The sequence below is a fragment of the Microbacterium sp. BWR-S6Y genome, assembly GCF_041379845.1.
GTDB lineage: Bacteria > Actinomycetota > Actinomycetes > Actinomycetales > Microbacteriaceae > Microbacterium > Microbacterium hydrothermale.
The window spans coordinates 83,335-109,580 of the sequence record NZ_JBFECV010000004.1 but is presented as its reverse complement, the minus strand read 5'-3'; the positions used below and the strand labels follow the sequence as shown (position 1 = coordinate 109,580).

The window sequence follows — 26,246 nt, the reverse complement described above, 5'->3', positions numbered from 1 at the left end:
ATCTTATGACAGGGGCCCGCGTCCAGCCCCCTGCCGGTGCGCATGGCGGACAGGTACGATGGTAAGTAGATCAGCTACCTACTCGACAGTCGCCTTGATCGCCTGTCGAGACACTAGCGCACCGAGAGACAACGGGGAGGGACATGAGCGACACGGCATCGACGGACGACGTCGTCAAAGCCCTCAACGACCTCACCGACTCCGGCGTGGCGTCCGAGCGCGTCGCCCTGCAATCCCTGGGCATCGGCCCCAACGACGCCAAGGTCCTCCGCTTCCTCCTCCAGCGCCTGCCCGACGACGAGCCCGTCACCCCGCGCATGCTCGCGAGCATGCTGGGGATCTCGTCGGCGGCGACCACCGCGCTGATCGACCGCCTCGCCGAGGCGGGGTGGGTCGAGCGCGAGCCCTACCCCGGAGACCGCCGGTCGATCGTCGTGCGCGAGACGATCGACGCGTCGTCCCCCGCCCGGCGCATCCTCTCGGTGCGACGGGCCTCCGCGGTCGCCGCCGCGGCGAAGCTCGGTCCGGCCGAGCGCCGGATCGTCGCCGACTTCCTCGACGACATCGCGCGAGGCGAGCGAGAAGACATCGACGGCATGACCGCAGACGCCGGGGCGTGCACACGGCCTGATCGGCTCGCGCGGGACGCCCCGGCCCTCGGGCACCGGCGTCGGACCGGTGCCGCGGCGGCTCACTCGGTGGAGCGGCCGGTCTCGTTCTGCAGGCGATCGATCTGCTCCGAGGCCTCGGCCTTGGTGAGGTCGGCCGGGATCTCTTCGTCCGCCTCGCGGGCCAGGGTGTCGAGGTAGCTGCGCTGGGGCGCGGTCATCGGCTCGTCGCCGGTGACCCAGTCGGACGGGTCCTTCTCGGCGGGGTTGTCGCCCTCGCGGACGGCACCCAGGGTCTCTTCTTCGCGGGAGGTATCGCTCATTCCGGCAGGCTAGGCGCCGCGGTGGGCGCGGACCCCGGGATTGACAGGTCGCCCAGCCGGATACGGCATCCTGGTCCGATGGCCTCCGACCCCCGCCCCGTCGACGTGCAGGTCGAGACGTACCGTGCGGCGGGCGTGCGCACGCGGGTGACGCGCGTGTCGTCCGGCGCCGGGTCGCAGCGCCCGTTCGTCCTCATCGCGGGCATCGGCGTCGCCTCGACCTACTTCGAGTTCCTCGCGCCGCTGCTCGCCGAGGAGGGCGACGTCTACGCCCTCGACCTCCCCGGATTCGCCGGGGTGCCGGCATCCGGGCAGCCGCCCACCGCCGCCTTCTTCGCCGACCAGGTCGAGGGGGTGCTCGACCACTACGGCCTGGTCGACCCCGTGCTGATCGGGCACTCGATGGGCACCCAGGTCGTGACCGAGGTGCTCGCCCGTCGACCCGCGCTCTCGCACGCCGTGCTGGTGAGCCCGGTCGTCGACGAAGCCGAGTCGGGCGCCCTCGTCCAGGCCGTGCGCTTCGTGCAGTCGACCGTGCGCGAATCGCTGCACATCGCCCTGCTCGCCCTCTCGGCCTACCTGCTGTGCGGTCTGCTCTACTTCCTCGAGACCCTTCCGCACATGCTGCGCTACCGCATCTCGGACCGGATCGGCGCGGGCCGGGCCACCCTGCTCCTCGTGCGCGGCGAGTTCGACCGCCCGTCGCCGCGACGCCTGCACTCGCGCCTCGTCGCGCACGCCCGGTCGGCGCGACGGTGGGAGATCGAGGGGGCCGCGCACTGCGTGGTCAACAGCCACGCCGTGGGCGTCGCGCGGCTCGTGAAGCGTCACATCGCCGACGACCTTCCGGCGAAGGGGCGGATGCCGGCGCGCGAGGCCGCGGTCCCGCCCGCCCGTCACGCCGACGTGCGCATGGTGCTCGGCGCCGTCGCCAGCCGACTCGCGGAGTGGGTCAGCGCCGCGCGCAACGACGACGACGGCGTGGAGCAGGCGAAGGCCCGGCACGCGCACGTGCTGTGGGACGCCTACCGCCCCGGCCGCTGACGTAACCCGCAGCCGCAAGCGGGGCAACCCCCGGGACACCGGCTCGTCCGCCACCGAGCATGGACACGTGCCGACTCGCCCCCGCACGCGCTCCGCGCGCCGGACCGTCCCGCCCGCGCTCGATCCTCGACGATGGTGGGCGGATGCCGTCACGGCCGATCGGCTGATGCTGGCGGCCAAGACCGCCGCTGCCGCGGCCCTCGCCTGGTACCTGGCGCCCCTCGTGCCGTTCGCGCAGAGCGAGTACTCGTACTACGCGCCGCTCGGCGTGCTCGTGAGCATGTACCCGACCGTGGCCCGCTCGGCCTCCAGCGGCGTGCAGGCCGTCGTGGGCCTGGCGCTCGGCATCGGCCTGGGCCTCGTCTCGCTCGCCGTGGTGGGCACGGGTCTGCCGCGCATCGTCGCGGTCGCCACCGTGATCCTCGTCGGCGTGCTCCTCGCGGGGGTGCGCGCGCTCGGCGTCGGCCGCGACTGGGTCGCCGTCGCCGGTCTCTTCGTGCTCCTGCTGGGCGGGGCCGACCCCGACGGCTACTCGTCGTCGTACCTCATGACGATGGCCTTCGGTGTGCTCGTGGGCGTCGTGGTGAACCTCGTCGTCGTCCCTCCGCTGCGCGTCGACCGCGCCGACGATCGCCTCACCCGACTGCGCGACGATCTGGGCGACGCCCTGCACCGCATCGCCGACGCCCTCGCCGGACACGCCTTCGACCCCGCCGCCGCGGACGAGGCGACCGCGGGCCTCACCGGCACGCTGGCCGACGTGCGCGAGGAGGTGGAGCTGGCCGATGAGAGCCGCCGCTACAACCCCCGCGGGCGCCGACTGCAGGCCCCGCGCGACCTCGGGCGGCGGCGCCTCGACGCGCTCACCGGCACCGCCGACGCCACGCGCGAACTGGCCGCCGCCCTGACGCGGCTCACGGGCGGATCCGACGTCGACGCGCGCCTCCCCGACGAGGCGCGCCGCGTCCTCGCCGAGGCCGTCCGCGCGGTGGCGCGGCTCGTGACCACCCCTCCCGAGCCCGAGAACACCGCGGCTCAGCTGCGCGAGGCCGAGGCCGCGCTCACCGCCTACACGCGGCACCTCCGACGGGTGGACGCGGACGACGAACCCCTCGACGCGTGGGAGGCCGCGGTCGCGCTGCGCCGGGTCATCGCGGCGTGCGGCCCGTTCTCCGACCCCGACGCCGCGACCGCCACGCGCTGAATCGCGCACCCGCCGCCGAGGCGGCCGGCGCATCTCGGCGCGCGGGTCAGCGCGCGATCGTCGCCGCCGCGTCGAGGGCCCGCTCGAGGGCGACCGCGGTCGCGCGGCGCGCCGCGGAGGGGACCGCCGCCAGGAACCCGCCGACGAACGTGTCGCCGAGGCCGATCGTGGTGGGATGCGGGGTGTCGACCACGTGTGCGGCGACCCCGACCGCCGGCAACCGCCGCGCGGCTGCGGCGACCACCGCCGCTCCCCCGGCGTGACGCGCAAGGCGCGCCGTGTCGTCGAGGTGGGCCGCGGTGCAGGCGTCGCCCCACCGGTAGCGCGCGGCCGCGGTGCGCACCGCACTGTCGAGGGCGGCCCGATGGATCGCGGCCCGCGGCCCCACCGCGAGCGCCCAGTACTTCGTGTGCACCACGAGCGCCGGAGCCGGGATGAGCTCGTGCGCCTCGGCGAGCGCCGCCACGACGTCGTCGGGGTCGAGCAGGTCGACCGCGCGGCCGAGGTACTCCTGCAGTTCGTCTTCGTTCATGCCGTACACGTCGATGCGCGCGAGCAGGCGCGCACGCACGACGGCCGACAGCTCGCGCCGGTGGAACCCGGCGTCCTCGTAGTAGACGAGCGCCTCCGCGGGGAGCCTCTCCATCGCCGCGACGAGGTCGTCGAGCCGATGGGCGAGCAGGTCGGCATCCTGCATCGTGTTGAACCCCGACACCAGGAAGGCCGCCGCGTCCGCGAGCGCGTCACCGAGGGCGGGAGCGATCGCCATCTCGCGGTTCGGGGCGTCGTTGGCGAAGATGATCCGGTTCGACGAGGGCGCGCTCACCTCCCCGTCGAGAAGACGCACGATCGCGCCCGCGGGGTACTGCACGATCAGGTGCGGGTCGAGCGTGTCGCGCGTGGCCGACGACACCACGCGCATCGACCGCGGGAGCAGCCGCCGCACCGTGTCGTCGATGCTCACGAGGTGCTGCACGGTCGGGACGCCGATGCGGTCGAGGGCGATCCCGGCCCGCACCCCCGTCCCCCCGAGGGTGGTCTCGACCTCGAAGTGCGCGGCGAAGCGCTCGACGATGTCGCTGGACAGAACGAAGCGCTCGCCTCCCCCGCCCGTGGCGAGGAAGGCGAGCACCGTCACGACGAGCGCCCGCTCGTCGATGATCGGCGTCGTGGTGGTCAGCTCGTCGGAACGGATGCCGTACCCCTCCGCGAGCGCGGACAGGACGGCGGCATCCCATCGGATCTCGTAGTCGACGGTCCCGCCGAGTCCGAGGACGAGGTCATCTGCCATGGCGCCGATCATCCTCCGGTCAGTACAGGTCGGCCTTGCCGGCGGCGCCGAACAGGTCGATCTTCTCGGCCGCGGTCACCTTCATCGCCGCGATGCACTCGGGCTGGATCGCGTTGGGCTCGCGCAGGCGCCGGTCGGTGCCGAGAACCTCGCGCATGCGGTCGTGGTACGCCACCTTGATGTCGCTCGAGATGTTGATCTTGTTGATGCCGAGCGACACGGCGCGCGAGAGTTCGGCATCCGGGTTGCTGGATCCGCCGTGCAGCACCAGCGGGATGCCGACGGCAGCCTTGATCTGCTCGAGCAGATCGTGGCGCAGCTCGGGGTTCTTGTCGGAGGGGTAGAGCCCGTGCGAGGTGCCGATGGCGATCGCGAGGCTGTCGACGCCGGTCTGCTCGACGAAGCGCACCGCGTCGTCGACGTTCGTGTAGATGATCTCGGCCGCACCCGACTCGCCGTAGCTGTCGTTCGCGCCGATCGTGCCGAGCTCTCCCTCGACCTGCACGCCCACGGCGTGCGCCGCCTCGACCACCTTGCGGGTGAGGGCGACGTTCTGCTCGAACGGCTCCAGCGACGCGTCGATCATGACCGAGGTGAAGCCCGCCTGGATCGCGGCGACGATCTGCTCGTACGTTCCGCCGTGGTCCCAGTGGATCGCGACGGGGACGCTCGAGCGGTGCGCGCGGGCGTGCATCGCGGGGATGAGGTCGGTCGTGATGTGCGAGACCTCGTCGGGGTGGATGGCGATGATGACCGGAGCGTTCTTCTCCTCGCTGATGTCCATGATCCCGGTGAACATCGCCCAGTCGCTGATGTTGAAGGCCGGGATGGCGAAGCTGTGAGCGTTCGCCACGTCGAGGATGGACTTGCCGGTGTAGAGCACGGATTTCTCCTTGTTCGGGGTTGGGTAGGCGGGATCAGCTCTTCACCGAGCCGGCCGTGAGGCCGCTGATGAAGAAGCGTTGGAAGAAGAGGAAGAGCACCAGCACCGGGATCGAGCCGAGGATGCTCATCGCCATGATCTGGTTCCACTCGTAGGAGTGCTGTCCCATGAGCAGCTGGATGCCGATCGGCACCGTGCGCATGTCGATCGTGCGCGTGAGGGTGAGCGCGAACAGGAACTCGTTCCACGCGATCATGAAGGTGTAGATGCCGACCGACACGATGCCCGGGATCGAGATCGGCACGAGAACGCGCCACAGGGCGGTGAAGGAGCCGGCCCCGTCGACGCGGACGGCCTCGTCGAGCTCCTTGGGGAGCGTGTTGAAGTAGCCGGTCATCATGATGATCGCGTAGGGCAGCGTGAACACCATGTAGGTGAAGATCAGGCCCGGGTAGGTGTTGTACAGCCCGAGCCCGACCATCAGGCCGAAGTACGGGATGAGCAGCGTGATCGGCGGCACCGCCTGAACGCTGACGATGATGACGTTGACGATGCGCTTGCCGCGGAACTCGAAGCGGCTGAACGCGTACGCGGCCTGGATGGCGACGAGCAGCGTCAGGATCGTCACGGCCCCGGCCACGACGTAGCTGTTGATGAAGAACCGCACCGTCTCGGGATTGGTGAAGATCGACACGTACGCGTCGAACGAGAAGGTGTCGGTGATCAGGCGCGGCGGCAGTTCGAAGATCTGCGTGTTCGACTTGAACGAGCTCGACAGCATCCACAGCACGGGACCGGCGGCGAAGACCGCTCCGATCAGCAGGCCGATAAGCACGCCGGCCTGGGCGAGACGGCGACGCGTGCGGCTGTTCGTCGTGCGCCGGGGCGCGGGTGCGGCCGCGGTGCGCGGCCGCGCGGGGGTGGTCAGGGCCATGTCAGTCCCTCGCCTTCTGGTGGCGGACGTAGAGCACCGCGATGATCATCGACATCGCCAGCACCAGCACCGCCGAGGTGGATGCCATGGAGAAGTCGTACTTCGCGAACGCGAGCTTGTAGGTGAAGGTGCTGAGCATCTCGGTGACGTCGATGGGACCGCCGCCCGTGGTCAGCCAGATGAGGGCGAACTGCTGAGAGGTCCAGATGAGGTCGAGCAGCACGAGGCTGACGATGATCGGACGCAGCTGCGGGACGGTGACGTTCCAGAACCGCTGCGCGGGGCTCGCTCCGTCGACGGTGGCGGCCTCGTACAGGTCGCTCGGGATGCCCTGCAGGCCCGCGAGCAGGCTGACCATGAAGAACGGGTAGCCGGCCCAGATGTTGATGAAGGTGACCGTGCCGAGGGCCAGCTGCGGCGACGCGAGCCACTCGATGTTCGTGTTCAGCAGGAAGTTGACGATGCCGTTGGGGGCGAGCAGCATGCGCCACAGCACCGCGATGACGGCGACCGTGAACAGCCAGGGGAGCACGTAGAGCCCGCGGAAGACGGCGCGGGGCACGGCGCCGATGAGCCGGCTGTTCAGCAGCATCGCGAAGGTGAGGCCCAGGACGAGGTGGGCGGCGACGCTGGTCACCGTGAAGAAGAGGGTGTTGCCCGTGGCCTTCCAGAAGCCCGGGTCGGTGAGGATCGCGACGTAGTTGTCGACGCCCACCAGGTCGGGGCTCTTGTTCAGGATGACGTTGTCCTGGAACGAGTAGCCGATGACCATGACGATCGGGACGATCATCAGGACGAACAGCAGGATCAGGGTGGGCGAGAGGAAGACGTACGCCTCGCCGGCCTTGCGGAGCTGGCGGGTGCGGCGCGAGGCGGGTCGTCCGGTGACGATCACCTCGGTGTCGGGGGGAGTGAGAGTGCGCATGGTCATGGTGTGCGGCTTTCGATGAGCGGGATGCCGCACCACCCGCGCGGGCGGTGCGGCATCCCGGATCAGGGTCGGATCAGAACTCCGACGTCCATTCGTCCTGCGACTTCTTCAGCGCGTCGCTCATGGACTGCTGACCGTCGAGCGCGGACTGGAACTGCTCGCCGAACTGGCGCATGAGCTCCTCGGCGACGGGGAGACCGGTGAACTCGTTCGCCGGGTATCCCTTCTTGTAGATGTCGAAGGCCGTCTTGAACAGCTCGTCGTCCTCGACGAAGGTGGGCACGCTCTCGGTGTTGCCCGGGAAGGCCTTCGCCATCGTCGACAGCTCGCTGTTGACGTCCTTGCTCATGAGGAACTGCACGAGCTTGAAGGCGGCGTCCTTGTGCTCGGAGTTCTCGGCCACGCCGATGCCCCACGAGGCGTAGGGGATGCCGCGTTCGCCGGAGAAGCCGTCCTCGGCCGGGATGGCCGAGATCGAGAATTTCAGGTCGGGGTTGGACTCGCGGATCAGGTTGATGTGAGCGAGCGAGTCGATCATCATCCCGACGCGGCCGTTGGTGAACTCCTCGACCTTGTCCTGCTCCTTCATGGTGAAGGATCCGGGGGCGATGACGCCGTCGTCCCAGAGCTGCTGAATGTAGTCGGTCGCCGACGAGACGTCGGAGTTGGTCAGGTCGGGCTGGCCGTCCTTCAGCATCGATCCGCCCGAGGCCCAGACCCACGACATGACGTCGTTCTGGACGCCGTTCGGGGCTTCGAGCGAAAGCGGGAGCACCCAGCCCGAGACGTCGCCGCCGAGCGCCTTGATCTTCTTCGCCGCGTCGGCGAACTCGGTGCGCGTCGACGGCGGGGCCGAGACCCCCGCCTGCGAGAGGAGGCCGTCGTTGGTGAACATCGGGTAGACGAAGTTCACGACCGGGATCATGTAGGTGCTGCCGTCGACCTTGATCTGGCTGGCGAGCTGGCTCTCGTCGTATCCGGAGTCGCTCATGAGCTTCGACAGGTCGGCGATGACGCCCTGCTTGGCGAAGTCGCTGACCCAGGCGCCGTCGAGGCCGACGACGTCGGGCATCGTGCCCGACGCGGCTCCGGCGAAGAGCTGCTCCTTCGTCGACGCGTAGGGTCCGCTCACCAGGTCGACCTTGATGCCGGGGTTCTCCTGCTCGAACTGATCCATGAGACCGCGGAACTGGCCGTCGCCGAGCTCCGGCTCCCACCACTGCGCGAACTCGATCGTGACGTCCCCGTCGGCCGAGGTGGCCGAGGTGTTCGACGAGCACCCCGCCATGGCCAGGAGGGTCGTGGCCGCTGCTGCGACACCGACGAGCTTGATGGCGTTCCGACGCCGGCGCCCGCTGTTGTCCATCGTTTCTCCTCGTTGAGATCTGCTGCATTTCGCGCTGTTCTGCGCGTTCTTGCGTCTTTCAGCATGAGTATGCGCTGTCTTGCGGGGTCGGTCAAGGTTCCGATGCAGATTCGTGACAATTGCGGCATCCGAACGCAGAGAATCCGACGGAACTACGGGTCTTCCTGCTGTTCCTTGCTGTTTTCGGGAGAATTCTGCGGATTCCGTTGCCGTGCTGTGCTAGAGATGACCGCATGGACGCATCCACAGCCACGACGAAGAGGCGGTTGCCGGCCGGCCGCAAGGCGGAGCTCGCCGCGTACGTCGCCGACTCCGGGCAGGTCACCGTGGTCGACCTCGCCTCGCACTTCGGCGTCTCGATCGACACGGTGCGCCGCGACCTCGATCAGCTCGATCGCGAGGGCATCGTCGTCCGCACCCACGGCGGCGCGGTGAGCGCCATGTCCGTCCCCGGACGGGACCGCGGGCTCGACGTGCGATCGCAGATGCAGATCGCCGAGAAGGAGCGCATCGCCGCGCTCGCGGTCGACCTCGTCGAGGACGGGTCGGTGCTCATGCTCAACGCGGGCACGACCACGCTCGCCGTCGCCCGCGCGCTGCGCAACCACCGCGACCTCACGATCGCGACGAACAACCTGCGCATCCCCGCCGAGATCTCGCCGTCGGTGTTCCGCGACCTGTTCATCTTCGGGGGCGCCGTACGCACCATCACGCAGGCGACCACGGGACCGGTGACCCTGGCCACGAACTCCCACGCCCCCGACGTCGACATCCGCGCCGACTACGCGCTCATCGCGGTCGGCGCCGTGGACGCCTCCGGGTTCTCCACGAGCAACCTGGGCGACGCGACGATGATGACCGAGATGATCCAGAAGGCCGATCGCATCGCGATCCTGGCCGACTCGACCAAGCTCGACCGTCGCCTGTTCGCCCAGATCGCCCCGCTCGAGAAGGCCGACTACCTCATCACGGACGCCCCTCCCTCCCCCGACCTGGCCGCCGCCCTCGCCGAGGCGGGGGTCACGGTCCTCACGCCCTGAGAACCGAGGGCGTGCGGGCGGAGAGGACAACGCCCAGAGCGAGGTGACTCCTCCCCGCCTTCGGGGTGAATTCAAGAGCGAATCCTCCAGCGGCGCCGCAGCGTGCGGCATCCCGGCCTCCGGCGGCCGGTCGCGGCGGGGGCGACGACACCCTGCCTCCCTCGATCGCGGCGCGATCTCGAGCCCTCCGGGCGCAGCGTGTGATGAGCGTGCACACCCCTCACCTGCAGCACCGCTTAGGAGTTCCCGTGACCTCATCCACCCCCGCCCCGCCCGCGCGACGACGCCGTCGGCTCGCCCTGCCCGTCGTCCTCGCCGGCAGCCTCGCCTCGCTGATCCTGGCGCTCGGCCTCTCCCCGACGGTGGCCGCGTTCACGGCCTCCATCCAGAACACCGTCGACACCGCCGGGGCCGGCTCGCTCACGATGCGCGAGACCGATTCGGCGGGCACGACGATCTGCAACAGCACGGACGGCGGATCGGTGTCGACGAACTCCGCCACCTGCTCGACGATCAACAAGTACGGCGGCAACGTCACGATGACGCCCGGCCAGACCGTGACCACGAGCGTCAACATCACGAACACGGGATCAGTGAAGGCCACGGCCTTCTCGCTGACGCCCGGCACCTGCACCCAGGCAGCGAGCGCCACCAGTCACGGCACCGCGAGCGACCTCTGCTCGCAGATGACCGTCGCGATCACCTCGGGTTCGTCGACGCTCTACTCCGGCACGCTCGCGGGTCTCACCGCCTCGATCGACGTGCTGAACAAGATCGGCTCGACCGGCGTCACCGCGGGGTCCACGATCCCCGTGTCGTTCGCCGTGACGCTCCCCTCCTCCATCGGCGGCACCTACTCGAACCTCCAGGTCTCGCAGGTGCTCACCTGGACCTTCACGTCGTGATCCCCCGCGCGAGCGCGTGAGCGGTCTTCCCGACGCACCCCGCCCTCGCGCGCGACGTCGAGCCGCTCTCATCGCCGCGGTCGCGATCGCCGTCCTGGCCATCGCGACCGCGGTCGTCGGCGTCGCCGGGGGCCTTCGTGCCTTCGTCGTCGAGACGCCGAGCATGGCCGAGGCGGCCCCGGTGGGCTCGCTCGTGGTGGTGCGCCCGTCCGCGGACTACGCCGTCGGCGACGTGATCACCTTCGAGGTCGACGGACGCACCGTCACCCACCGTCTCGTCGCGGAGCAGGACGGCGTCTTGCGCACGCGGGGTGATCTGAACGGCACCGACGACGCCTGGGCCCTTTCGACCGACCAGGTCGTCGGCTCGGCGATCGCCATCGTCCCCGGCATCGGGTTCCTCGCCCTGGCGGCGCCGTGGCTGCTGCTCGGCGCGGCCCTCGTCGAGGTCGTCGCCCGCCTCCGCCGCGGGCGCGCGTCGTGGTCCTGGGCGGTCCGGCTCACCGGATGGGCGGTGACGCTCACCGCGGTCACGCTCTGGCTGCGCCCCTGGTTCAACCTGCGCCTGCTGGACTTCCGGGCCGCCGACGCGGGCGCCGGAGCACTCATGAACGTCGTCAACACCGGCATCCTGCCGGTGTTGGCCGGATCCACCCGCTTGACCAGCGGTCAGCACGCCGTCGTCCTCACCAACGACCAGCTGCCGTCGGGCCTGTTCTCGCTGACGGCGGTCCCCGACCCCGATCTCCTGACCCGCGTCGTGCTGTGCCTGCTGTGCCTGACGCCCTTCCTCGCCTCCCTCGCGATCCGCCCCGACGACGATCCTCCGGCCGACGGGCGACGAGAGCGCCCCGACCGCCGCGCGCGGACCGTGCTGCTCCCCCTGGCGCTGCTCACGATCGCCGCCGTGATCGTGCTGACCACCCTGTCGACCTCCGGAGCCGCTTTCTCGGCGTCGGTGACGAACACGGCCGACACCGCGGGAGTCGCGCCGCGCACCTGCCGCGACGCGGTCTCGCGCGTGGCGAGCCCGGTACCGGCCGACGTCTACGCCGCCTACGCCATGGGCGGCAGCACCGGCACCGGCGAGACCGACATCTCGGGCAACGGTCGCACCGGGACGTGGTCGCTGCCGCCCGTGACGAGAACCTCGATCGGATGCCGGCACGACGTCCCCGCCCGATCCACCCGGTTCACGGGCTCGCAGTGTCTCTTCGTCCCCAGTCCCGTGAATGACCCCGAATCGTTCTCGCTCGAGGTCTGGTTCTCCACGACCACCCGTCCCAGCGGCAAGATCGCCGGGTTCGGCAACGGAAACGGGATCGCCCTCGACCCCGACTACTGGGACCGCCACATCTACCTGGACACGGCCGGCCGAGTCGTGTTCGGCACCTTCCCGAATTACTTCATGTCCATCGTCACCCCTCCCGGTCGCTCCTACGCCGACGGGGCCTGGCATGCCGTCGTCGCGACGCTCTCGCCCCAGGGCACCGCTCTCTACGTGGACGGCGTGCTGGTGGGCAGCGATCCTTCGACCAGCGCTCAGAACTATGTCGGGTACTGGCGGTTCGGGTGCGGGCGACTCACGTACTGGCCGGATGCGGGTCTCTCCGTTCTTCCCCCGCCGACCAACTTCGTCGGGAACCTGCAGTACGGCGCCGTCTACACACGCGCCCTCACGCCCGCCGAGGTGCAGTCGCACTACCAGGCCGGAGCCTGGTGAGGCGCCGGTGGGCGTCGCTCGCGCGCGCCCACCGGCGACCGCTCAGGCGATCACCCGCTCCGGAGCCGGGGCCTCGTCGTCGAACTCCACCTCGGGCGGGCGACGGCGGAAGCCGCGGGTGAGCACGGCGAGCCAGACGATGCCGACGCCGATCCACACCAGCCCGACCGTGAGGGCCAGCGGCGACAGGCTGAACCACAGCCAGGCGGTGAGGGCGAAGCCGAGGCCCGGGAGCACCCCGAACCGCACGATGGCCGCCGCCCCGCGGCGTCGCTCGTCGAACAGGAAGTGCTTCACGACAGACAGGTTGACGAGCGAGAAGGCGGCGAGAGCCCCGAAGCTGATGAGCGAGGCGACCGTGTTGAGGTCGGCGAAGAGAGCGGCCAGTGACACGACGCCGACGAACAGCGCCGCACCGATCGGGGTCTGGTAGCGGCGGCTCAGCCGGGCGAAGAAGCGCGGCAGGACCCCGTCGCGGCCCATCGCGAAGAGGATCCGCGAGACGCTGGCCTGCGAGGCGAGCGCCGCCGCGATGCAGCCCGCGATGTAGGCGACGAGGAAGAAGACCTCGAGCCAGCGACCGGCCGAGACCTCCATGATCTGGTTGGCCGCGGCATCCGGGTTCTCCAGATCCGCGACGTTCGGGATGACCAGGGTCGACACGTACGCGATGACCGTGAAGATGAGCCCGCCGATGACCGTCGTGAGGATGATCGCGCGGGGCACGGTGCGTTGGGCGTCGCGGGCCTCCTCGGAGAGCGTCGAGATCGCGTCGAAGCCGAGGAACGACAGGGCGAGCATCGCGGCACCGGCGAGAAGACCGGGGAAGGTCAGACCGGCGTCGTACAGCGGCTGCAGGAGCGAGACGCCGGGGTTCTGCAGCACGTGCAGCACCGCGCACACGACGAAGACGGCGGCGAAGACGAGCTGCAGGCCGACGAGAACGAGGTTGGCGTTGCGCACGACGGTGATGCCGACGATGTTCAGTCCCGTGATCAGGAGCACTCCCGCGAGGGCGAACACCCAGGGCGGGATGCCGGGGAGCTGGGCGTTGAGATAGATGCCCATCAGCACGTAGTTGATGAGCGGGAGCAGCAGGTAGTCGATCATGAGCGACCACCCGGTCAGGAAGCCGACGTGTCCCCCGAACGCGCGGCGGGCGTACGTGTAGGCGCTGCCCGCGCGGGGGAAGGCCTTCACGAGCGCGGCGTAGCTGAAGGCGGTGAAGAGCATCGCCACGAGCGTGACGAGGTAGGCCGTCGGCACGTGACCGCCGGTGGTGACGGCGACGAGACCGTACGTGGTGAACACGGTGAGGGGCACCATGTAGGCCAGGCCGAAGATGACGAGGGAGGGCACTCCCATCACTCGCCGCAGCGAGGTGTCGGTTGCGGACATCGGGTTCCTGTTCGGGATCAGTGGGCGGCCGTCGCGGCGACGGCGCGGAAGGTGCGGATGCCACGTCGCCACGTGCCCCGGATGCGGGCGTCGGCGATGCGGTCGGCGGGGCCGCTGCGGATGTCGCGGTCGAGCCAGACGAGGTCGGCGATCATGCCGGGACGCAGGGTGCCGCGGCTGTCGTGATCGCCGGCCTGGAGGGCCACGCCGCTCGTGGCGGCGTCGATGGCGTCGGAGAGGGTGAGTCGTTCCTCGGGCTGCCAGCCGCCGTCGGGGAGCCCGTCGGGGTCCTGGCGGGTGACGGCTGTGCGCAGGCCCGCGAGGACGTCGGGAGAGGTGACGGGCCAGTCGCTGCCGAAGCTCAGGCGGGCCCCGGCGTCGCGGGCCGCCCGCATGCGGTACTGGCGTTCGCGGTGGGGTCCCAGCCGCGGCAGGGTCAGCTCGGTCATCACGGCGTCGGCCATCGCCCACTGGGGCTGGAAGCAGAAGCCGACGTCGAGGTCGCGCAGGCGCGGCAGATCGGCGGGGTCGACGACCTGCGCGTGGGCGATGGTCAACCGCCGGCCGCGGCGGAGGCTGTCGCGGATGCCCTCGGCCGCGTCGATCGCGGCGCGCACGGCGGCGTCGCCGATGGCGTGCAGGTGCACGTCGAAGCCCGCCGCGTCGCACTGCGCCACGGCCGCGGCCAGCTCCGCGGGTCGCCAGTTCGGCAGGCCGCGGGTGCGGGCGTCGTGGTAGCACTCGAGCAGGTGGGCGGTGTGGTTCTCGAGGATGCCGTCGACGAAGAACTTCACCGTCCGGCAGGTCAGACCGGGTTCGGCCGAGATCCGCGCGGCGAGGCGACGCATCTCCTCCACCTGGGCGGGCCAGCGGGTGGGGTCGGCGCGCAGCGCGAGGTCGACGTCGACGGAGAGACGCCCGGCGCGGGCGGCCGCGATCCAGGCGGGGACGTCGTGCGGCTCGGTCCACGCCTCCTGCACCCACGCGATGCCCTGCGCCGCGAGGTGGGCGGTGGCCGCGGCGAGCGCCTCGATGTCGTCCTCCTCCGCGGGGCGCGGGGCGTGGTCGAGCACGAGGTCGATCGCGGGTCGTTCGACGAGGGTGCCCGACGGCGACCCGTCGGCCCGCCGGACGATGCGGCCGAGCGCGGGGTCGGGGGTGTCGGCATCCACTCCGGCCGCGCGCAGCGCCGCGGTGTTGACCCAGGCGGTGTGGTAATCCCACGCGTGCAGCACGACGGGACGGTCGGGGGTCGCCGCGTCGAGCCAGCGGGCGTCGAACAGGCCGCCCTCGACGATGGTGGCGTCGTAGCTGCCGCCGACGAGCCACGCGGCGTCGGACGCGGCCGCCCACGCGCGGACGCGGTCGACGATCTCGTCGACGTCGGCGGCGTCGCGGAGCGCGGGTCCCGTGCGCTCGCGCCCGGCCAGGAGGGGGTGGGCGTGACCGTCGCGGAATGCGGGGAGCAGGAGCCCGCCCTCGAGGTCGACGTGCTCGGCGTCGGCGGGCACCGGATGCCGCGGCTCGGCGATGACGCCGTCGACGACCACGAGCCGGTCGACGTCGGGCGAGCGTCCGTCGATCCGGATCGCGCCGCCCGTGAAGACGATGGCCGCCATGGAGACCTCCTCGAATCCCGCGCTGCGAGAAACATACAGCGTAGGTTTCAAGAACGCTACGGCGTCTTCGCGCGCATCGTCGGCGGCGTCGACGACTCGTCACGAACGCCTTACACGGCCGAAACACGCGACTTCGCGTAGCGTGGTCGAACCCCACCGAAAGGCCCCGCCGTGCCCCGGCCGACCCAGCCCAAGCTCTCGCGCGACGCGATCGCCCGCGCCGCCCTCGCCCTCGTCGACCGCGACGGCAGCGAGGGAGCGAGCATCCGCCGCGTCGCCGATCGCTTGAAGGTGCACCCCACGTCGCTGTACAACCACGTCCCCAATCTCGCCGCCCTGATCGAGGACGTGCGCGCGATCGTGTCGTCGCGCATCGACTCCTCGTTCCTGCGCGATCGGGAGTGGGAGGAGGGGCTGCTGCTGTGGGCGCGCTCCTACCGCGACGCGTTCCGCCTGCACCCGCGCGCGATCCCCCTGCTGATGGGCAACCGCGCCTCGGCGCCGCTGCTGATGTCGCAGTACGAGGACTTCGCCGTCGCCGCCGAACGCGTGGGATGGACGAGCGACGACATCCTCCCGCTGCTGACGGCGTTCGAGTCGTTCATCCTCGGCAGCGTCCTCGACGGAAGCGGCCCGACGGTCATCTTCGACCCGACCGGCCAGGAGCAGGACGTGCCGCGGTTCGCCGCGGCCTACGCGGCCCTGGATGCGCACGACCCGGCCGACCCGGTCGCGACGCGGGCGTTCGAGCTGGGTCTGTCGCTGCTGATCGCCGGGGCGCGTCCGCGCCCGCGCACGGACTGAGCGCAGCTCACATCCGCGCGTAGCGCGCGCGAGCGAAGCAGAACAGGCCGTACACGACGAGGCCCGCGCCCACGAGCCACAGCACGAACTGCCCGAACGGCAGTCCCGCGAGGGAGCGCAGGGCCGCATCCAGCCCACCCGCCGCGTTCGGGTCGTGCGCGAAGGCCGCGACGAGGAACAGGATGCCGGCCACGCCGATCGCGATGCCCTTCGCGATGTAGCCCACCATGCCGAAGATCCGGATGCCGCGCCCCGCGGCGCCCCCGGGAGCGGAGATGTTCTTCATGAACGCCTTCGTGGTGCCGCGCACGACGAAGGCAACTCCGATCGCCGCGACCGCGAGGCCGATGATCACCAGCACGACGAGGCCGCCCGGCGAGGCCATGAGCTGCGCGCTCATCGTGCGGGACTGGTCGGCGGACTCGGATCGCCCGCCCATCAGGGCGGTCAACGCGGTGACCCCGATGGCCCCGTAGGCGACGGCGGTGCCGACGTACTTCGCGCGGTGCGCCCAGCGCTTCTTCGCGTCGGGGTCGCGCTCCGCCACGGCGTCGGCGATCTGCCACACCGCGAGAGCGGCGAGGCCGATGACGATCACCCACAGCAGCAGCATGCCCGCGGGAGCGGAGGCCACCTGCTGGACCGCTCCGCTCTGATCCGCGCTCTCGCCGCCGCCGCCGGTCGCGATCGAGACGGCGATCGCGCCGATGAGCAGGTGCAGCAGGCCCAGGACGACGTATCCGATCCGGGCCGCGACGCGGAAGGCGGTGGAATCCTGCGCTTTGTCGGCGGCGGCGGACGCGGAGGCGGAGGCGGAAGTCATCCGAGCACGCTAGCGCTCAGCCCTCGTCGCCGACCACCCGTTGCGCGCGACGCACGCGCCACACATCGATCAGCGCCCAGACCAGCGTCGAGACGGCGACCCCCTCGAGCAGCCCGGCCGTCACGTCCGAGAGCCAGTGCGCGTGCAGGTACGTGCGGCTCCACATCATCAGCAGCACCCAGACGACACCCGCGGCCCAGATCCACCCGCGGCGCAGGATGAGCGCGAGGGTCACCGCGATGGTCGTCGCCACGGCGGTGTGCCCGGACGGGAACGACGTCGCCTGGGTCTCGGCGAGCGAGTCGGAGGGGCGCGCGCGGGCGATGACCGCGGCGAGCGGGGCGCCGATGAGGACGACGAGGGCGATCGCGGAGGCGACGTTCAGCGCGTCCCATGGCCGTTTGACGAGGAGGAAGACGATCGTCGTCGAGACGCCGATCGCGATCATGCCGATCGTCCCGCCGACCGTGGCGGGGATCCAGGCGGTGATGACGAGCACGGGGTTCGCCAGGGCGGCCATCGCGTCGTCCCACCACACGTCGAACGCCAGGGGCGCGCCGCCGTCGAGGTCGACGGCCAGACGCAGCGCCACGAAGAGCACCGCGGCGACGACGCCCACGATGAGGGCGAGGGGCCGACGCGCGTCGACGCGCGGACGATCGGGGAGCAGGGCGGGCTCGTCGGTGGGGGCTTCCATCTCCGCATCGTGTCAGGCGCGGACACGGGAGCGGTACCGCTTGCCGCGAGCGGTGCGAGCACTCCGGTGCGGGAAATTCCCTCTCGCTCCCATAAAACAAACGGTGTAGGTTTTCGCCATGACCACCGAGGCCTTCACCGTCGTCGAAGCCGACATCGACCGACTGCGCTCCGCCCTCGACGCCGGCGACGTCACCAGTGTCGAGCTCGTCGCCCGCTATTTCAACCGCATCGCGGCGTACGACCGCTCCGGCATCCGCCTGCACAGCGTCCCCGTCCTCGATCCGCGCGCGTTCGCGCACGCGCGGGAGAGCGACCGGCGTCGCGCCCGCGGCGAGGCGATCGGCCCCCTCGACGGCATCCCGTTCACCGCCAAGGACAGCTATCGCGTCGAGGGTCTGCCCGTGGCATCCGGATCCCCCGCGTTCCGCGACCTCATCGCCGGAGACGACGCCTTCGCGATCGAGCGCCTGCGAGCGGCCGGGGCGGTCTTCCTCGGCCTGACCACGATGCCCCCGATGGCCGCCGGCGGCATGCAGCGCGGCGTGCACGGACGCGCCGAGTCCCCGTACAACGGCGACTACCTCACCTCGGCGTTCGGATCGGGCTCGTCCAACGGATCGGGCACGGCCACGGCGGCGAGCTTCTGCGCCTTCGGTCTCGGCGAGGAGACGTGGTCGTCGGGGCGCGCGCCGGCCTCGCACAACGCCCTCGTCGCCTACACCCCCTCGCGCGGAGTCATCTCGGTGCGCGGCAACTGGCCGCTCGTGCCGACGATGGACGTCGTCGTCCCCCACACCCGCTCGATCGCCGACTTGCAGCACGTGCTGGATGCCGTGGTCGCCGACGACCCGCAGACCGAGGGCGACCTCTGGCGCACGCAGCCGTTCGTCGCCCTGCCGCAGCCGTCCGAGGTGCGCCCCGCATCGTTCGCCGCGCTCGAACCGCTGCCACTGACGGGGATGCGCCTGGCCGTCCCCCGCATCTACGTCAATGGCGACCCCGGCAACGCCTCTCCGATCGTCACGCGCGAGAGCGTCATGAGCCTGTGGAACGACCTGCGCGCCGACCTCGAAGCGGCCGGCGCCGAAGTCGTCGAGACGGACTTCCCGGTCGTCGACCGGTACGAGAAGCTGCACGAGGGCGACGAGGACTTCCTCGACGGCGGGTTCGTGACGCGGGAGTTCCTCGACGACGAGGTCGGCGACCTCGCGGTGTGGGCCATGGACACCTTCCTGCGCACGAACGCGGACCCCGCGCTGCCCCGCCTCGCCGACGCGGACGCCGCGCTGATCTTCCCGCACCCGCCCGGGGCGCTCCCCGACCGGTACGGCATCTGGCACTACGACATCTCGTACGACATCGGCGAGTACGTCGCCCGCGCTCAGCAGTGGTGGCCCGACTGGCGCGAGGTCAAGAGCCTCGAGGAGGGCCTGCGCGGACTCGAGCACACCCGGCGCGTCGATTTCGAGGAGTGGATGGATGCCGAGGGCATCGACGCCGTCGTCTTCCCCACGCAGTCCGACGTCGGCCCCGCCGACGCCGACGTGAACCCCGCCTCGGCCGACATCGCGTGGCGCAACGGCGTGTGGGTCTCGAACGGCAACCTCGTGCCGCGCCACCTCGGCATCCCCACGGTCACCGTTCCGATGGGCACGATGGCCGACACCGGGATGCCGGTGGGTCTGACGATCGCCGGCCCCGCCTACAGCGACACCCGGCTCGTGCAGCTGGGGGCCGCGATCGCCGGCCTCGGCGCTCGGCGCACCGCCCCCGGCCGCACGCCCGCCCTGCCCGACGAGGCGCTCTTCGCCGAACCGCGACCGGCGGGCGAGGGAGAGCTCGACGTCCGCATCGACGAGGTCGTCCACGAGGGTGGCACCGTGCGCTTCGCTGCGTCGATCACCGGCGCACACGCCGTCGATCACGCCGCCTACGTCGACGGCGTGCGGGTCGACGTCGAGATCGAGGGCGACCGCCTGCGCGGTGTGGCCCGCATCGCCGCCGACGCGTACGGTGAGCCCGTGAGCGAGTGGGTCGCGCCCTCCGGCCCGCTCGTCGTCGTCGCCGTGCGCGACGCCGGCGGAGCCGTCGCCGGCGCCGTGGGCACGGCATCCGACTCTCCCCTGTGACACCCGAATCACCCGAGGAACAGCCCGTGAGCGAAACAGCACCGATCCCGGTCTTCGACTACTTCAGCCAGGTCGACCTGCCCACCCCGACGCTCTCCGACGACGAGGTGCGCGCGCTCTTCGCCGACGCCTTCGGTGTCGAGATCGACGTGCACGCGCTCGGCAGTCAGCAGGACCAGAACTTCCGTGTCTTCCGCCGCGGCGAATCGCTCCCGCTGGGCGTGCTGAAACTGAGCAACCCGGTGTTCAGCGAGGCCGAGATCGACATGCAGGATGCCGCGGCCGCCCTCGTCGCCGGCCGCAGCCCGCACGTGCGCATCCCGCGCCTCGTCGAGGGACCCCGCGGCGCGATGTCGGCGTGGTGGGAGAGCTCGCAGGGCCGCATCCACGCCCGCGTGATCGAGAACATCGCGGGGAGCACCCTCACGGGCTCGCGGTACCTCTCCCCCGCCGTCGTCGAGGGGCTCGGCGCCCTCGCCGGTGCGGTGAGCCTCTCGCTCGCCGACTTCGACCATCCCGCGAGCGGTCGCGTGCTGCAGTGGGACCTGCGCCACGCCGAGCGCGTGATCGACACGCTGCTGCCCCTCGAACCGGACGACGGGGTGCGCGAGGTCGTGCAGCGCGCGGCCGACGCCGCTCGCGCCGCGCTCGCCCCGGTCGCCGACGCCCTGCCGGTGCAGGCCGGCCACTTCGACGTCACCGACGACAACGTGCTGCGCGCCCCCGGTGCGACGGTGCCCGACGCGGTGATCGATTTCGGCGACGTGTGCGCGTCGTGGCGCGTGGGCGAGATCGCGGTGACCGTGTCGTCGGTGCTGCATCACGACGGCGCGACACCCGAGAGCGCTTTTCCCGCCATCCGCGCCTTCGACCGCATCCGCGACCTCACCGACGACGAGATCACCGCCCTCTGGCCGCTCGTCGTGCTGCGCGGTGCGGTCCTCGTGCTGAGCGGGCGCGCGCAGGTGCGCCTCGACGACGCGAACGACTACGCCTCGGGCGCCCTCGATCGGGAGTTCCGCATCCTCGAGCAGGCGGCATCCGTCCCCCTCCCCGTGCTCGCCGCCGCCACCCGCTCGGCCCTCGGCCGGCCGCGCCGCGACGAGCCCGTCGCGACGGGATCGACGCTCACCGCCCTCGGTCGCCACGTCGAGCTCGACGCCTCGACCGAGTCGCCCCTCAACGACGCCGGTGCGTGGCTCGACACCGCGACGCTCGACACCGCCGCCCTCGCCGCTCTCGACGCGGGCGCCGCCGTCGTGACCGTGCCCGCCTGGAGCGCGCGCCTGACCGGCACGGTCGACCCGCTCCCCTCGACCGCGCAGACGGTGCCGACCGACATCCTCGTGTGGACGGCCGAGCCGCTCGCCCCGGACGCCGAGCTCGTGTGGACCACCCCCGACGGGGAGCCCGCCGCGGGCGTGCTCCCCGCGCGCGTGCGCCTCTCGGCCCGTCGCGCGTTCGAGGGGCTCGTCCCGCCGCCGCGCACCACACGCGCCCTCGCCGACGCGTGGCGGGAGGTGGCCGGCGATCCCGGCGCGGTCCTCGGCATCCCCGCGCCCGTTCCCGCGACCGACGACTCGCTGCACCGGCGACACGAAGTGCTCGCCGAGGTGCAGGAGCACTACTACGGCACCCCGCCGCGCATCGAACGCGGGTGGAGGGAGCACCTGATCGACGTCGACGGCCGCGTCTACCTCGACATGGTCAACAACGTCGCCTCGGTCGGTCACGCCCACCCGCACGTCGTCGAGGCCGGCGCGCGGCAGATGCACCTGCTCAACACCAACTCGCGCTTCCACTACCGCGCGATCGCCGACTTCGCCGACCGGATCGCCGCGACCCTCCCCGAGGGCTTCGACACGGTGTTCTTCGTCAACTCCGGCTCCGAGGCCACCGACCTCGCGATCCGCCTGGCGATGGCCGCGACCGGTCGCCCCGATATCGTCGCGATGCGCGAGGCGTACCACGGCTGGACCTACGCCAGCGATGCCGTGTCGACGTCGATCGCCGACAATCCGTTCGCGCTCGAGACCCGCCCCGAGTGGGTGCACACGGTCGACGCCGCCAACTCGTACCGCGGGAAGCACCGGGGCCCGGATGCCACGAAGTACGCCTCCGAAGCCGTCGCGGTGATCGACGAGCTCGCGGCATCCGGTCGTCCCCCGGCGGGAATGATCGCCGAGACGTACTTCGGCAACGCCGGCGGCGTCGCCCTGCCCGACGGATACCTCACCCAGGTGTACGCCGCGATCCGCCGCCACGGCGGTCTCGCGATCGCCGACGAGGTGCAGGTCGGATACGGGCGCCTGGGCGAGTGGTTCTGGGGCTTCCAGCAGCAGGGCGCCGTGCCCGACATCGTCGCGGTCGCGAAGTCGATCGGTGGCGGGCACCCCCTTGGCGCCGTGATCACGCGCCGCGAGATCGCCGACCGCTACCGCACCCAGGGCTACTTCTTCTCGTCCACCGGCGGCTCCCCCGTGTCGTCGGCCATCGGCATGGCCGTGCTCGACGTGATCGAGCAGGAGGGCCTGCAGGAGAACGCGCGGGTCGTCGGCGCGCACCTGAAGAGCCGTCTCGAAGAGCTCGGCGGGCGGCATCCGCTCATCGGCACCGTGCACGGATCGGGGCTCTACCTCGGCGTGGAATTCGTGCGCGACCGCGAGACGCTCGAACCCGCCACGGCCGAGACCGCCGCGATCTGCGACCGCCTGCTCGAGCTCGGCGTCGTCATGCAGCCGACCGGCGACTTCCAGAACGTGCTGAAGATCAAGCCGCCGCTGGTGGTCACGCGCGCCAGTGTCGACGTGTTCGTCGACGCGCTGGACCGCGTTCTCACCACCGGATACTGACCCCGACAAGGAGCCCGCCATGTGGCGCATGCCCATCGAATCCGCCCCGCACGAGCGCACGTGGATGGCGTTCCCCCGCGAGGGCGTCACCCTCGGCGAGGGCGCCGAGACCCGCGAGGAGGGCTACCGCGCGTGGACCGAGGTCGCGCACGCCGTCGCGCAGTTCGAGCCCGTCACGATGGTCGTCGACCCGAGCGAGATCGCGCGCGCCCGGCGCATGCTCTCCGCCGACGTCGAGATCGTCGAAGCGCCCCTCGACGAGTTCTGGATGCGCGACGTGGGCCCCACCTTCGTCGTCGACCCGGAGCGCCCGGGCGTCCTCGGCGCCGTCGACTGGATCTTCAACGGCTGGGGCGCCCCCGACTGGGCCGAGTGGCAGAAGTCGGCGCTCCTCGCGCGCGTGATCGCCGAGCACGTCGGAGCCGAGCGCATCGACTCCCTGCTCGTCGCCGAAGGCGGAGGCCTGCACGTCGACGGCCAGGGCACCGTGCTGCTCACCGAGACGGTGCAGCTCGACCCGCGCCGCAACCCGCACGCCGACCGCGCCCGCGTCGAGGCCGAGATGGCCCGCACGATCGGAGCGACGGATGCCGTGTGGCTCTCGCGCGGGCTGACCCGCGACTACGACGAGTTCGGCACGAACGGCCACGTCGACATCGTCGCGACCTTCGCCGCGCCCGACCACGTGCTCGTGCACGAGCAGACGGATGCCGCCCACCCCGACTCCGAGGTGTCCCGGCTCGTGCGTCGAGAACTCTCCGACGCGTTCGCGGCGCTCGGCCGCACGGTGACGATCACCGGTGTGCCCGCGCCGGCGACGCTGCGCGACGAGGAGGGCTGGGTCGACTGGAGCTACATCAACCACCTCGTCACCAACGACGGCGTCGTCCTGTGCGGCTTCGGCGAAGAGGCGGCGGACGCGCGGGCGCGCGAGATCATCGGCGAGGCCTATCCCGGCCGGCGCGTCGTGTCGGTCGACGCCCGTCCGCTGTTCGACCGCGGCGGCGGCATCCACTGCATCACGCAGCAGCAGCCGACGGTGGGCTGAGCCGCGCCGTACCGCCCGCGAGCGGACGCGCGAGCGGGTACGGTGGAACCCGGCGAAGCCGCCCGTGAGGGCGCCGCCCCACGCTCATGAACCCGCTCCCCTCCGCTCCCCCTCGGGCCCCGCTCGAACCCGTCCTCGTCGTCGGCGACGGACGCATGGGCCGCGCTCTCGTCGCCGCTCTCCGCGCCGCCGACGTCCGCGTGCTCGGTCCCGCGGGCCGGGGAGCGACTGGAGCCGACGCCCCCGTGGTGCTGCTGGCCGTGCCCGATGCCGAGATCGCCACGGCGGCGAGCGCGCTCGCGCCCGGCCGCACGGTGGGGCACCTCTCGGGAGCGCTCGACCTGTCGGTGCTTCACCCGCACGAGGCCTTCGGCCTGCATCCCCTGCTGACGGTCACCGGCGCCGCCACCTCTTTCGCGGGCGTCACGGCCGCCGTCGCCGGGTCGACGCCCGCCGCCCTCGATGTCGCCACCGGGATCGCCGGCATCCTCGGGATGACGACGGTGCACGTACGCGACGAGGATCGGCCCGCCTACCACGCCGCCGCCTCGGTCGCGGCGAACTTCCTCGTCACGCTCGAGGGGATCGCCGAGCAGCTCGCGGCGACCGCGGGCGTCGAGCGATCCGCCCTGGTTCCTCTCGTGCGGGCCGCGGTCGACAACTGGGCCGCGAGCGGCGCCGCCGCCGCCCTCACCGGACCGGTCGCGCGCGGCGACGATGCCACGGTCGCGCGTCAGCGCCGGGCCGTCCGCGAGCGTCTCCCCGAACGACTGCCGCTCTTCGACGCGCTCGTCGAGGCCACCCGCGACCTCGCGGCCGCGCCCCGCACCGCCGCGGGCCCGCTGCATCCCGCCCCGTCCCCCGCCGTCACGGAGGCACCGTCATGAGCGCCCGCATCGTCCGCACGGTCGCCGACCTGCGCGCAGCCCTCGCCCCCCACCGCACCGACTCGGTCGGGTTCGTCCCCACCATGGGAGCCCTCCACGAGGGCCACCTGTCGCTCGTGCGCACCGCGCGCGCCGAGAACGCGGTCGTGGTGCTGTCGATCTTCGTCAACCCCACGCAGTTCGGCGAGGCCGCCGACCTCGCGGCGTACCCGCGCAACGAGGACGAGGATGTCGTGCTCGCCTCCGGCGCCGGCGCCGACCTGGTCTTCGCCCCCTCGGTCGCCGAGATGTACCCGGCCGGGTTCGCCACCACCGTCTCGGTCGGCGGGGCGATCACCGGCACCCTCGAGGGAGCCGTCCGCGGCCGCTCCCACTTCGACGGCGTGGCCACGGTCGTGGCCAAGCTCCTCGTCGCGGTCCAGCCCGATCGCGCCTACTTCGGCGCGAAGGACGCGCAGCAGGTGGTGGTCGTGCGCCGCATGGTCGCCGACCTCGGACTGCCCGTCGCGATCCATGCGCTTCCGACCTCGCGCGACGACGACGGACTGGCCCGCTCGAGCCGCAACACCCGGCTCTCACCGGCCGAGCGCGAGCTCGCGTCGGTCGTGCCGCGCGCGCTCCGGCGGGCTCAGGATGCCTTCGCCGACGGCATCCGCGATCCCCGGCGCCTGCGCGCCGAGGTCGACGCCGAGCTCACCGCCGCCGGTCTCGTTGCCGAGTACGTCGAAATCGTCGACGCCGACGCGCTCGAGCCGGTCGACCAGGTGACCCGCGCGGCGCTGCTCCTCGTGGCCGTGCGGGTCGGCCCGGTCCGCCTCATCGACAACGTCACCCTCACCCCCGGCGTCGACGACCGGATCAGCATCGAAGGACCCGCATCGTGACGACTCCCCCGGTAACCCTGCGACGCCTGCGCACCCTCGCCGACGAGGGGACGCCGATCGTCATGGTCACGGCGTACGACTTCGTCTCGGGCCGCGTCGCCGAACGCGCCGGGGTCGACATCGTGCTCGTCGGCGACTCCGGAGCGCAGGTCGTGCTGGGTCACCCCGACACCACCGCGGTGACCGTCGACGAGATGCTCGTGCTCAGCAAGGCCGTGCGCCGCGCGGTCCTGACGCCGCTGCTGCTGTGCGACCTGCCGTTCGGATCGACCGAGGTCAGCGACGAGCAGGCGGTGTCGACGGCCGTCCGCTTCGTGCGCGAGGGCGGAGCGGATGCCGTCAAGATCGAGGGAGCGAACCCCGCGCGCCTGTCGCGCCTGCGCGCGATCGTCGAGGCCGGCATCCCCGTCGTCGGTCACGTCGGACTCACGCCCCAGACCGCCACGGCGCTGGGGGGCCTGCGCGCCCAGGGCCGCACCACCGACGAGGCCGTCCGCGTCGCGCGCGAAGCCCTCGCCGTGCAGGCGGCGGGAGCCTTCGCCCTCGTCATCGAGGCCGTGCCCGCCGAGGTCGTCGCCGAGATCCGCCGGGCTTTGGACATCCCCGTCATCGGGATCGGCGCGGGAGCGGCCGAGGGGCAGGTGCTCGTGATGCACGACCTGCTCGGGATCACCGAGGGCCACTCCCCCGTCTTCGTCAAGACCTACGCCTCCGTCGGCGACGCGATGGTCGAGGGCGTCCGCGCCTACGCGCAAGAGGTGCGCGACGGCGTCTTCCCCGGCGCCGAGCACGTGTACCGGGCGGCGCCCGAAGCGGCCGCGGCGGTGCGGGAGTTCGTGGACGGGCGCTGA

The 26,246-nt window shown here is 71.6% G+C and carries 21 protein-coding genes and 2 pseudogenes; 13 read left to right on the top strand and 10 right to left on the bottom strand.

Annotated elements, in window-relative coordinates:
* Positions 1-143: 143 nt before the first annotated feature.
* A pseudogene (locus tag AB1K56_RS09955) lies at positions 144-431 on the top strand (MarR family transcriptional regulator); the annotation flags it as partial.
* A gap of 260 nt (positions 432-691) precedes the next feature.
* On the opposite strand, the gene AB1K56_RS09950 reads toward AB1K56_RS09955, so the two are convergent.
* Positions 692-931, bottom strand: coding sequence for a DUF3072 domain-containing protein (locus AB1K56_RS09950; protein WP_371205518.1), 240 nt, complete (start codon positions 929-931; stop codon positions 692-694).
* 78 nt (positions 932-1,009) lie between these two features.
* Between AB1K56_RS09950 and AB1K56_RS09945 the strand changes: the two genes are divergently transcribed.
* On the top strand, positions 1,010-1,975 hold the full coding sequence (locus AB1K56_RS09945; RefSeq protein ID WP_371205517.1) for an alpha/beta fold hydrolase: 966 nt from the start codon (positions 1,010-1,012) through the stop codon (positions 1,973-1,975).
* A gap of 67 nt (positions 1,976-2,042) precedes the next feature.
* The gene (locus AB1K56_RS09940) at positions 2,043-3,179 is read left to right on the top strand and encodes an FUSC family protein (protein WP_371205516.1); all 1,137 of its coding nucleotides are present in this window, start codon (positions 2,043-2,045) and stop codon (positions 3,177-3,179) included.
* Between the two features lie 46 nt (positions 3,180-3,225).
* On the opposite strand, the gene AB1K56_RS09935 is transcribed toward AB1K56_RS09940, so the two are convergent.
* The 5 genes from AB1K56_RS09935 to AB1K56_RS09915 all read right to left on the bottom strand — a co-directional run bounded on the left by AB1K56_RS09935 (position 3,226) and on the right by AB1K56_RS09915 (position 8,584).
* Positions 3,226-4,470 (bottom strand): ADP-dependent glucokinase/phosphofructokinase, encoded by a 1,245-nt coding sequence (locus AB1K56_RS09935; RefSeq protein WP_371205515.1) that lies wholly within the window; start codon positions 4,468-4,470, stop codon positions 3,226-3,228.
* A gap of 19 nt (positions 4,471-4,489) precedes the next feature.
* A complete protein-coding gene (locus AB1K56_RS09930; RefSeq protein ID WP_058622467.1) occupies positions 4,490-5,353 on the bottom strand; it encodes a ketose-bisphosphate aldolase in 864 nt (287 codons plus the stop codon).
* A gap of 34 nt (positions 5,354-5,387) precedes the next feature.
* Positions 5,388-6,287 (bottom strand): carbohydrate ABC transporter permease, encoded by a 900-nt coding sequence (locus AB1K56_RS09925; protein ID WP_081322937.1) that lies wholly within the window; start codon positions 6,285-6,287, stop codon positions 5,388-5,390.
* Between the two features lies 1 nt (position 6,288).
* Positions 6,289-7,218, bottom strand: a complete 930-nt coding sequence (locus AB1K56_RS09920) for a carbohydrate ABC transporter permease (RefSeq protein WP_371205514.1) — start codon at positions 7,216-7,218, stop codon at positions 6,289-6,291.
* Positions 7,219-7,291: 73 nt separating this feature from the next.
* On the bottom strand, positions 7,292-8,584 hold the full coding sequence (locus AB1K56_RS09915; RefSeq protein WP_136586030.1) for a sugar ABC transporter substrate-binding protein: 1,293 nt from the start codon (positions 8,582-8,584) through the stop codon (positions 7,292-7,294).
* Between the two features lie 233 nt (positions 8,585-8,817).
* Here AB1K56_RS09915 and AB1K56_RS09910 point away from each other — a divergent pair, with 233 nt between their 5' ends.
* The 3 genes from AB1K56_RS09910 (at position 8,818) to AB1K56_RS09900 (ending at position 12,252) form a co-directional block, all read left to right on the top strand.
* On the top strand, positions 8,818-9,624 hold the full coding sequence (locus AB1K56_RS09910) for a DeoR/GlpR family DNA-binding transcription regulator (RefSeq protein ID WP_264629899.1): 807 nt from the start codon (positions 8,818-8,820) through the stop codon (positions 9,622-9,624).
* Between the two features lie 248 nt (positions 9,625-9,872).
* Entirely contained in the window at positions 9,873-10,529 is a 657-nt protein-coding gene (locus tag AB1K56_RS09905) for a hypothetical protein (RefSeq protein WP_371205513.1), read from the top strand.
* Between the two features lie 16 nt (positions 10,530-10,545).
* Positions 10,546-12,252 carry a LamG-like jellyroll fold domain-containing protein gene (locus AB1K56_RS09900; RefSeq protein WP_371205512.1) on the top strand — a complete coding sequence of 569 codons (1,707 nt, stop codon included), beginning with the start codon at positions 10,546-10,548 and terminating at the stop codon, positions 12,250-12,252.
* 42 nt (positions 12,253-12,294) lie between these two features.
* On the opposite strand, the gene AB1K56_RS09895 is transcribed toward AB1K56_RS09900, so the two are convergent.
* Both AB1K56_RS09895 and AB1K56_RS09890 read right to left on the bottom strand, forming a co-directional pair.
* Entirely contained in the window at positions 12,295-13,650 is a 1,356-nt protein-coding gene (locus AB1K56_RS09895) for an APC family permease (RefSeq protein ID WP_136586034.1), read from the bottom strand.
* 17 nt (positions 13,651-13,667) lie between these two features.
* Entirely contained in the window at positions 13,668-15,269 is a 1,602-nt protein-coding gene (locus AB1K56_RS09890; protein ID WP_371205511.1) for an amidohydrolase, read from the bottom strand.
* 171 nt (positions 15,270-15,440) lie between these two features.
* Here AB1K56_RS09890 and AB1K56_RS09885 point away from each other — a divergent pair, with 171 nt between their 5' ends.
* Positions 15,441-16,073: a TetR/AcrR family transcriptional regulator gene (locus AB1K56_RS09885; RefSeq protein WP_136586036.1), complete on the top strand. Its 633-nt coding sequence runs from the start codon at positions 15,441-15,443 to the stop codon at positions 16,071-16,073.
* 7 nt (positions 16,074-16,080) lie between these two features.
* Here the strand turns inward: AB1K56_RS09885 and AB1K56_RS09880 are convergent, their stop codons facing one another.
* Positions 16,081-16,896 (bottom strand): DUF1206 domain-containing protein, encoded by an 816-nt coding sequence (locus tag AB1K56_RS09880; protein WP_371205510.1) that lies wholly within the window; start codon positions 16,894-16,896, stop codon positions 16,081-16,083.
* 16 nt (positions 16,897-16,912) lie between these two features.
* Positions 16,913-17,593 carry a phosphatase PAP2 family protein gene (locus tag AB1K56_RS09875; RefSeq protein ID WP_371205509.1) on the bottom strand — a complete coding sequence of 227 codons (681 nt, stop codon included), beginning with the start codon at positions 17,591-17,593 and terminating at the stop codon, positions 16,913-16,915.
* Positions 17,594-17,711: 118 nt separating this feature from the next.
* On the opposite strand from AB1K56_RS09875, the pseudogene AB1K56_RS09870 reads away from it, so the two are divergent.
* From AB1K56_RS09870 to panB, 6 genes and pseudogenes are all read left to right on the top strand, one after another.
* Positions 17,712-19,385, top strand: a pseudogene (locus AB1K56_RS09870) (amidase); the annotation flags it as partial.
* Between the two features lie 365 nt (positions 19,386-19,750).
* A complete protein-coding gene (locus AB1K56_RS09865) occupies positions 19,751-22,576 on the top strand; it encodes an aminotransferase class III-fold pyridoxal phosphate-dependent enzyme (RefSeq protein WP_371205508.1) in 2,826 nt (941 codons plus the stop codon).
* A gap of 19 nt (positions 22,577-22,595) precedes the next feature.
* Positions 22,596-23,624: an agmatine/peptidylarginine deiminase gene (locus AB1K56_RS09860; RefSeq protein ID WP_371205507.1), complete on the top strand. Its 1,029-nt coding sequence runs from the start codon at positions 22,596-22,598 to the stop codon at positions 23,622-23,624.
* An 86-nt stretch (positions 23,625-23,710) separates the two neighbouring features.
* Positions 23,711-24,511 carry a DUF2520 domain-containing protein gene (locus AB1K56_RS09855; RefSeq protein ID WP_371205506.1) on the top strand — a complete coding sequence of 267 codons (801 nt, stop codon included), beginning with the start codon at positions 23,711-23,713 and terminating at the stop codon, positions 24,509-24,511.
* On the top strand, positions 24,508-25,395 hold the full coding sequence (gene panC / locus AB1K56_RS09850) for a pantoate--beta-alanine ligase (protein ID WP_371205505.1): 888 nt from the start codon (positions 24,508-24,510) through the stop codon (positions 25,393-25,395). Before AB1K56_RS09855 ends, panC begins: the two co-directional genes overlap by 4 nt.
* Entirely contained in the window at positions 25,392-26,246 is an 855-nt protein-coding gene (gene panB / locus AB1K56_RS09845) for a 3-methyl-2-oxobutanoate hydroxymethyltransferase (protein ID WP_371205504.1), read from the top strand. The genes panC and panB overlap by 4 nt, the downstream gene beginning before the upstream one ends.

Coding starts and splice junctions, on each gene's coding strand:
- AB1K56_RS09950 (WP_371205518.1), bottom strand. CDS start 931: ATGAGCGATACCTCCCGCGAAGAAGAGACCCTGGGTGCCGTCCGCGAG.
- AB1K56_RS09945 (WP_371205517.1), top strand. CDS start 1,010: ATGGCCTCCGACCCCCGCCCCGTCGACGTGCAGGTCGAGACGTACCGT.
- AB1K56_RS09935 (WP_371205515.1), bottom strand. CDS start 4,470: ATGGCAGATGACCTCGTCCTCGGACTCGGCGGGACCGTCGACTACGAG.
- AB1K56_RS09925 (WP_081322937.1), bottom strand. CDS start 6,287: ATGGCCCTGACCACCCCCGCGCGGCCGCGCACCGCGGCCGCACCCGCG.
- AB1K56_RS09920 (WP_371205514.1), bottom strand. CDS start 7,218: ATGACCATGCGCACTCTCACTCCCCCCGACACCGAGGTGATCGTCACC.
- AB1K56_RS09915 (WP_136586030.1), bottom strand. CDS start 8,584: ATGGACAACAGCGGGCGCCGGCGTCGGAACGCCATCAAGCTCGTCGGT.
- AB1K56_RS09910 (WP_264629899.1), top strand. CDS start 8,818: ATGGACGCATCCACAGCCACGACGAAGAGGCGGTTGCCGGCCGGCCGC.
- AB1K56_RS09895 (WP_136586034.1), bottom strand. CDS start 13,650: ATGTCCGCAACCGACACCTCGCTGCGGCGAGTGATGGGAGTGCCCTCC.
- AB1K56_RS09890 (WP_371205511.1), bottom strand. CDS start 15,269: ATGGCGGCCATCGTCTTCACGGGCGGCGCGATCCGGATCGACGGACGC.
- AB1K56_RS09880 (WP_371205510.1), bottom strand. CDS start 16,896: ATGACTTCCGCCTCCGCCTCCGCGTCCGCCGCCGCCGACAAAGCGCAG.
- AB1K56_RS09875 (WP_371205509.1), bottom strand. CDS start 17,593: ATGGAAGCCCCCACCGACGAGCCCGCCCTGCTCCCCGATCGTCCGCGC.
- AB1K56_RS09860 (WP_371205507.1), top strand. CDS start 22,596: ATGTGGCGCATGCCCATCGAATCCGCCCCGCACGAGCGCACGTGGATG.
- AB1K56_RS09855 (WP_371205506.1), top strand. CDS start 23,711: ATGAACCCGCTCCCCTCCGCTCCCCCTCGGGCCCCGCTCGAACCCGTC.
- panC (WP_371205505.1), top strand. CDS start 24,508: ATGAGCGCCCGCATCGTCCGCACGGTCGCCGACCTGCGCGCAGCCCTC.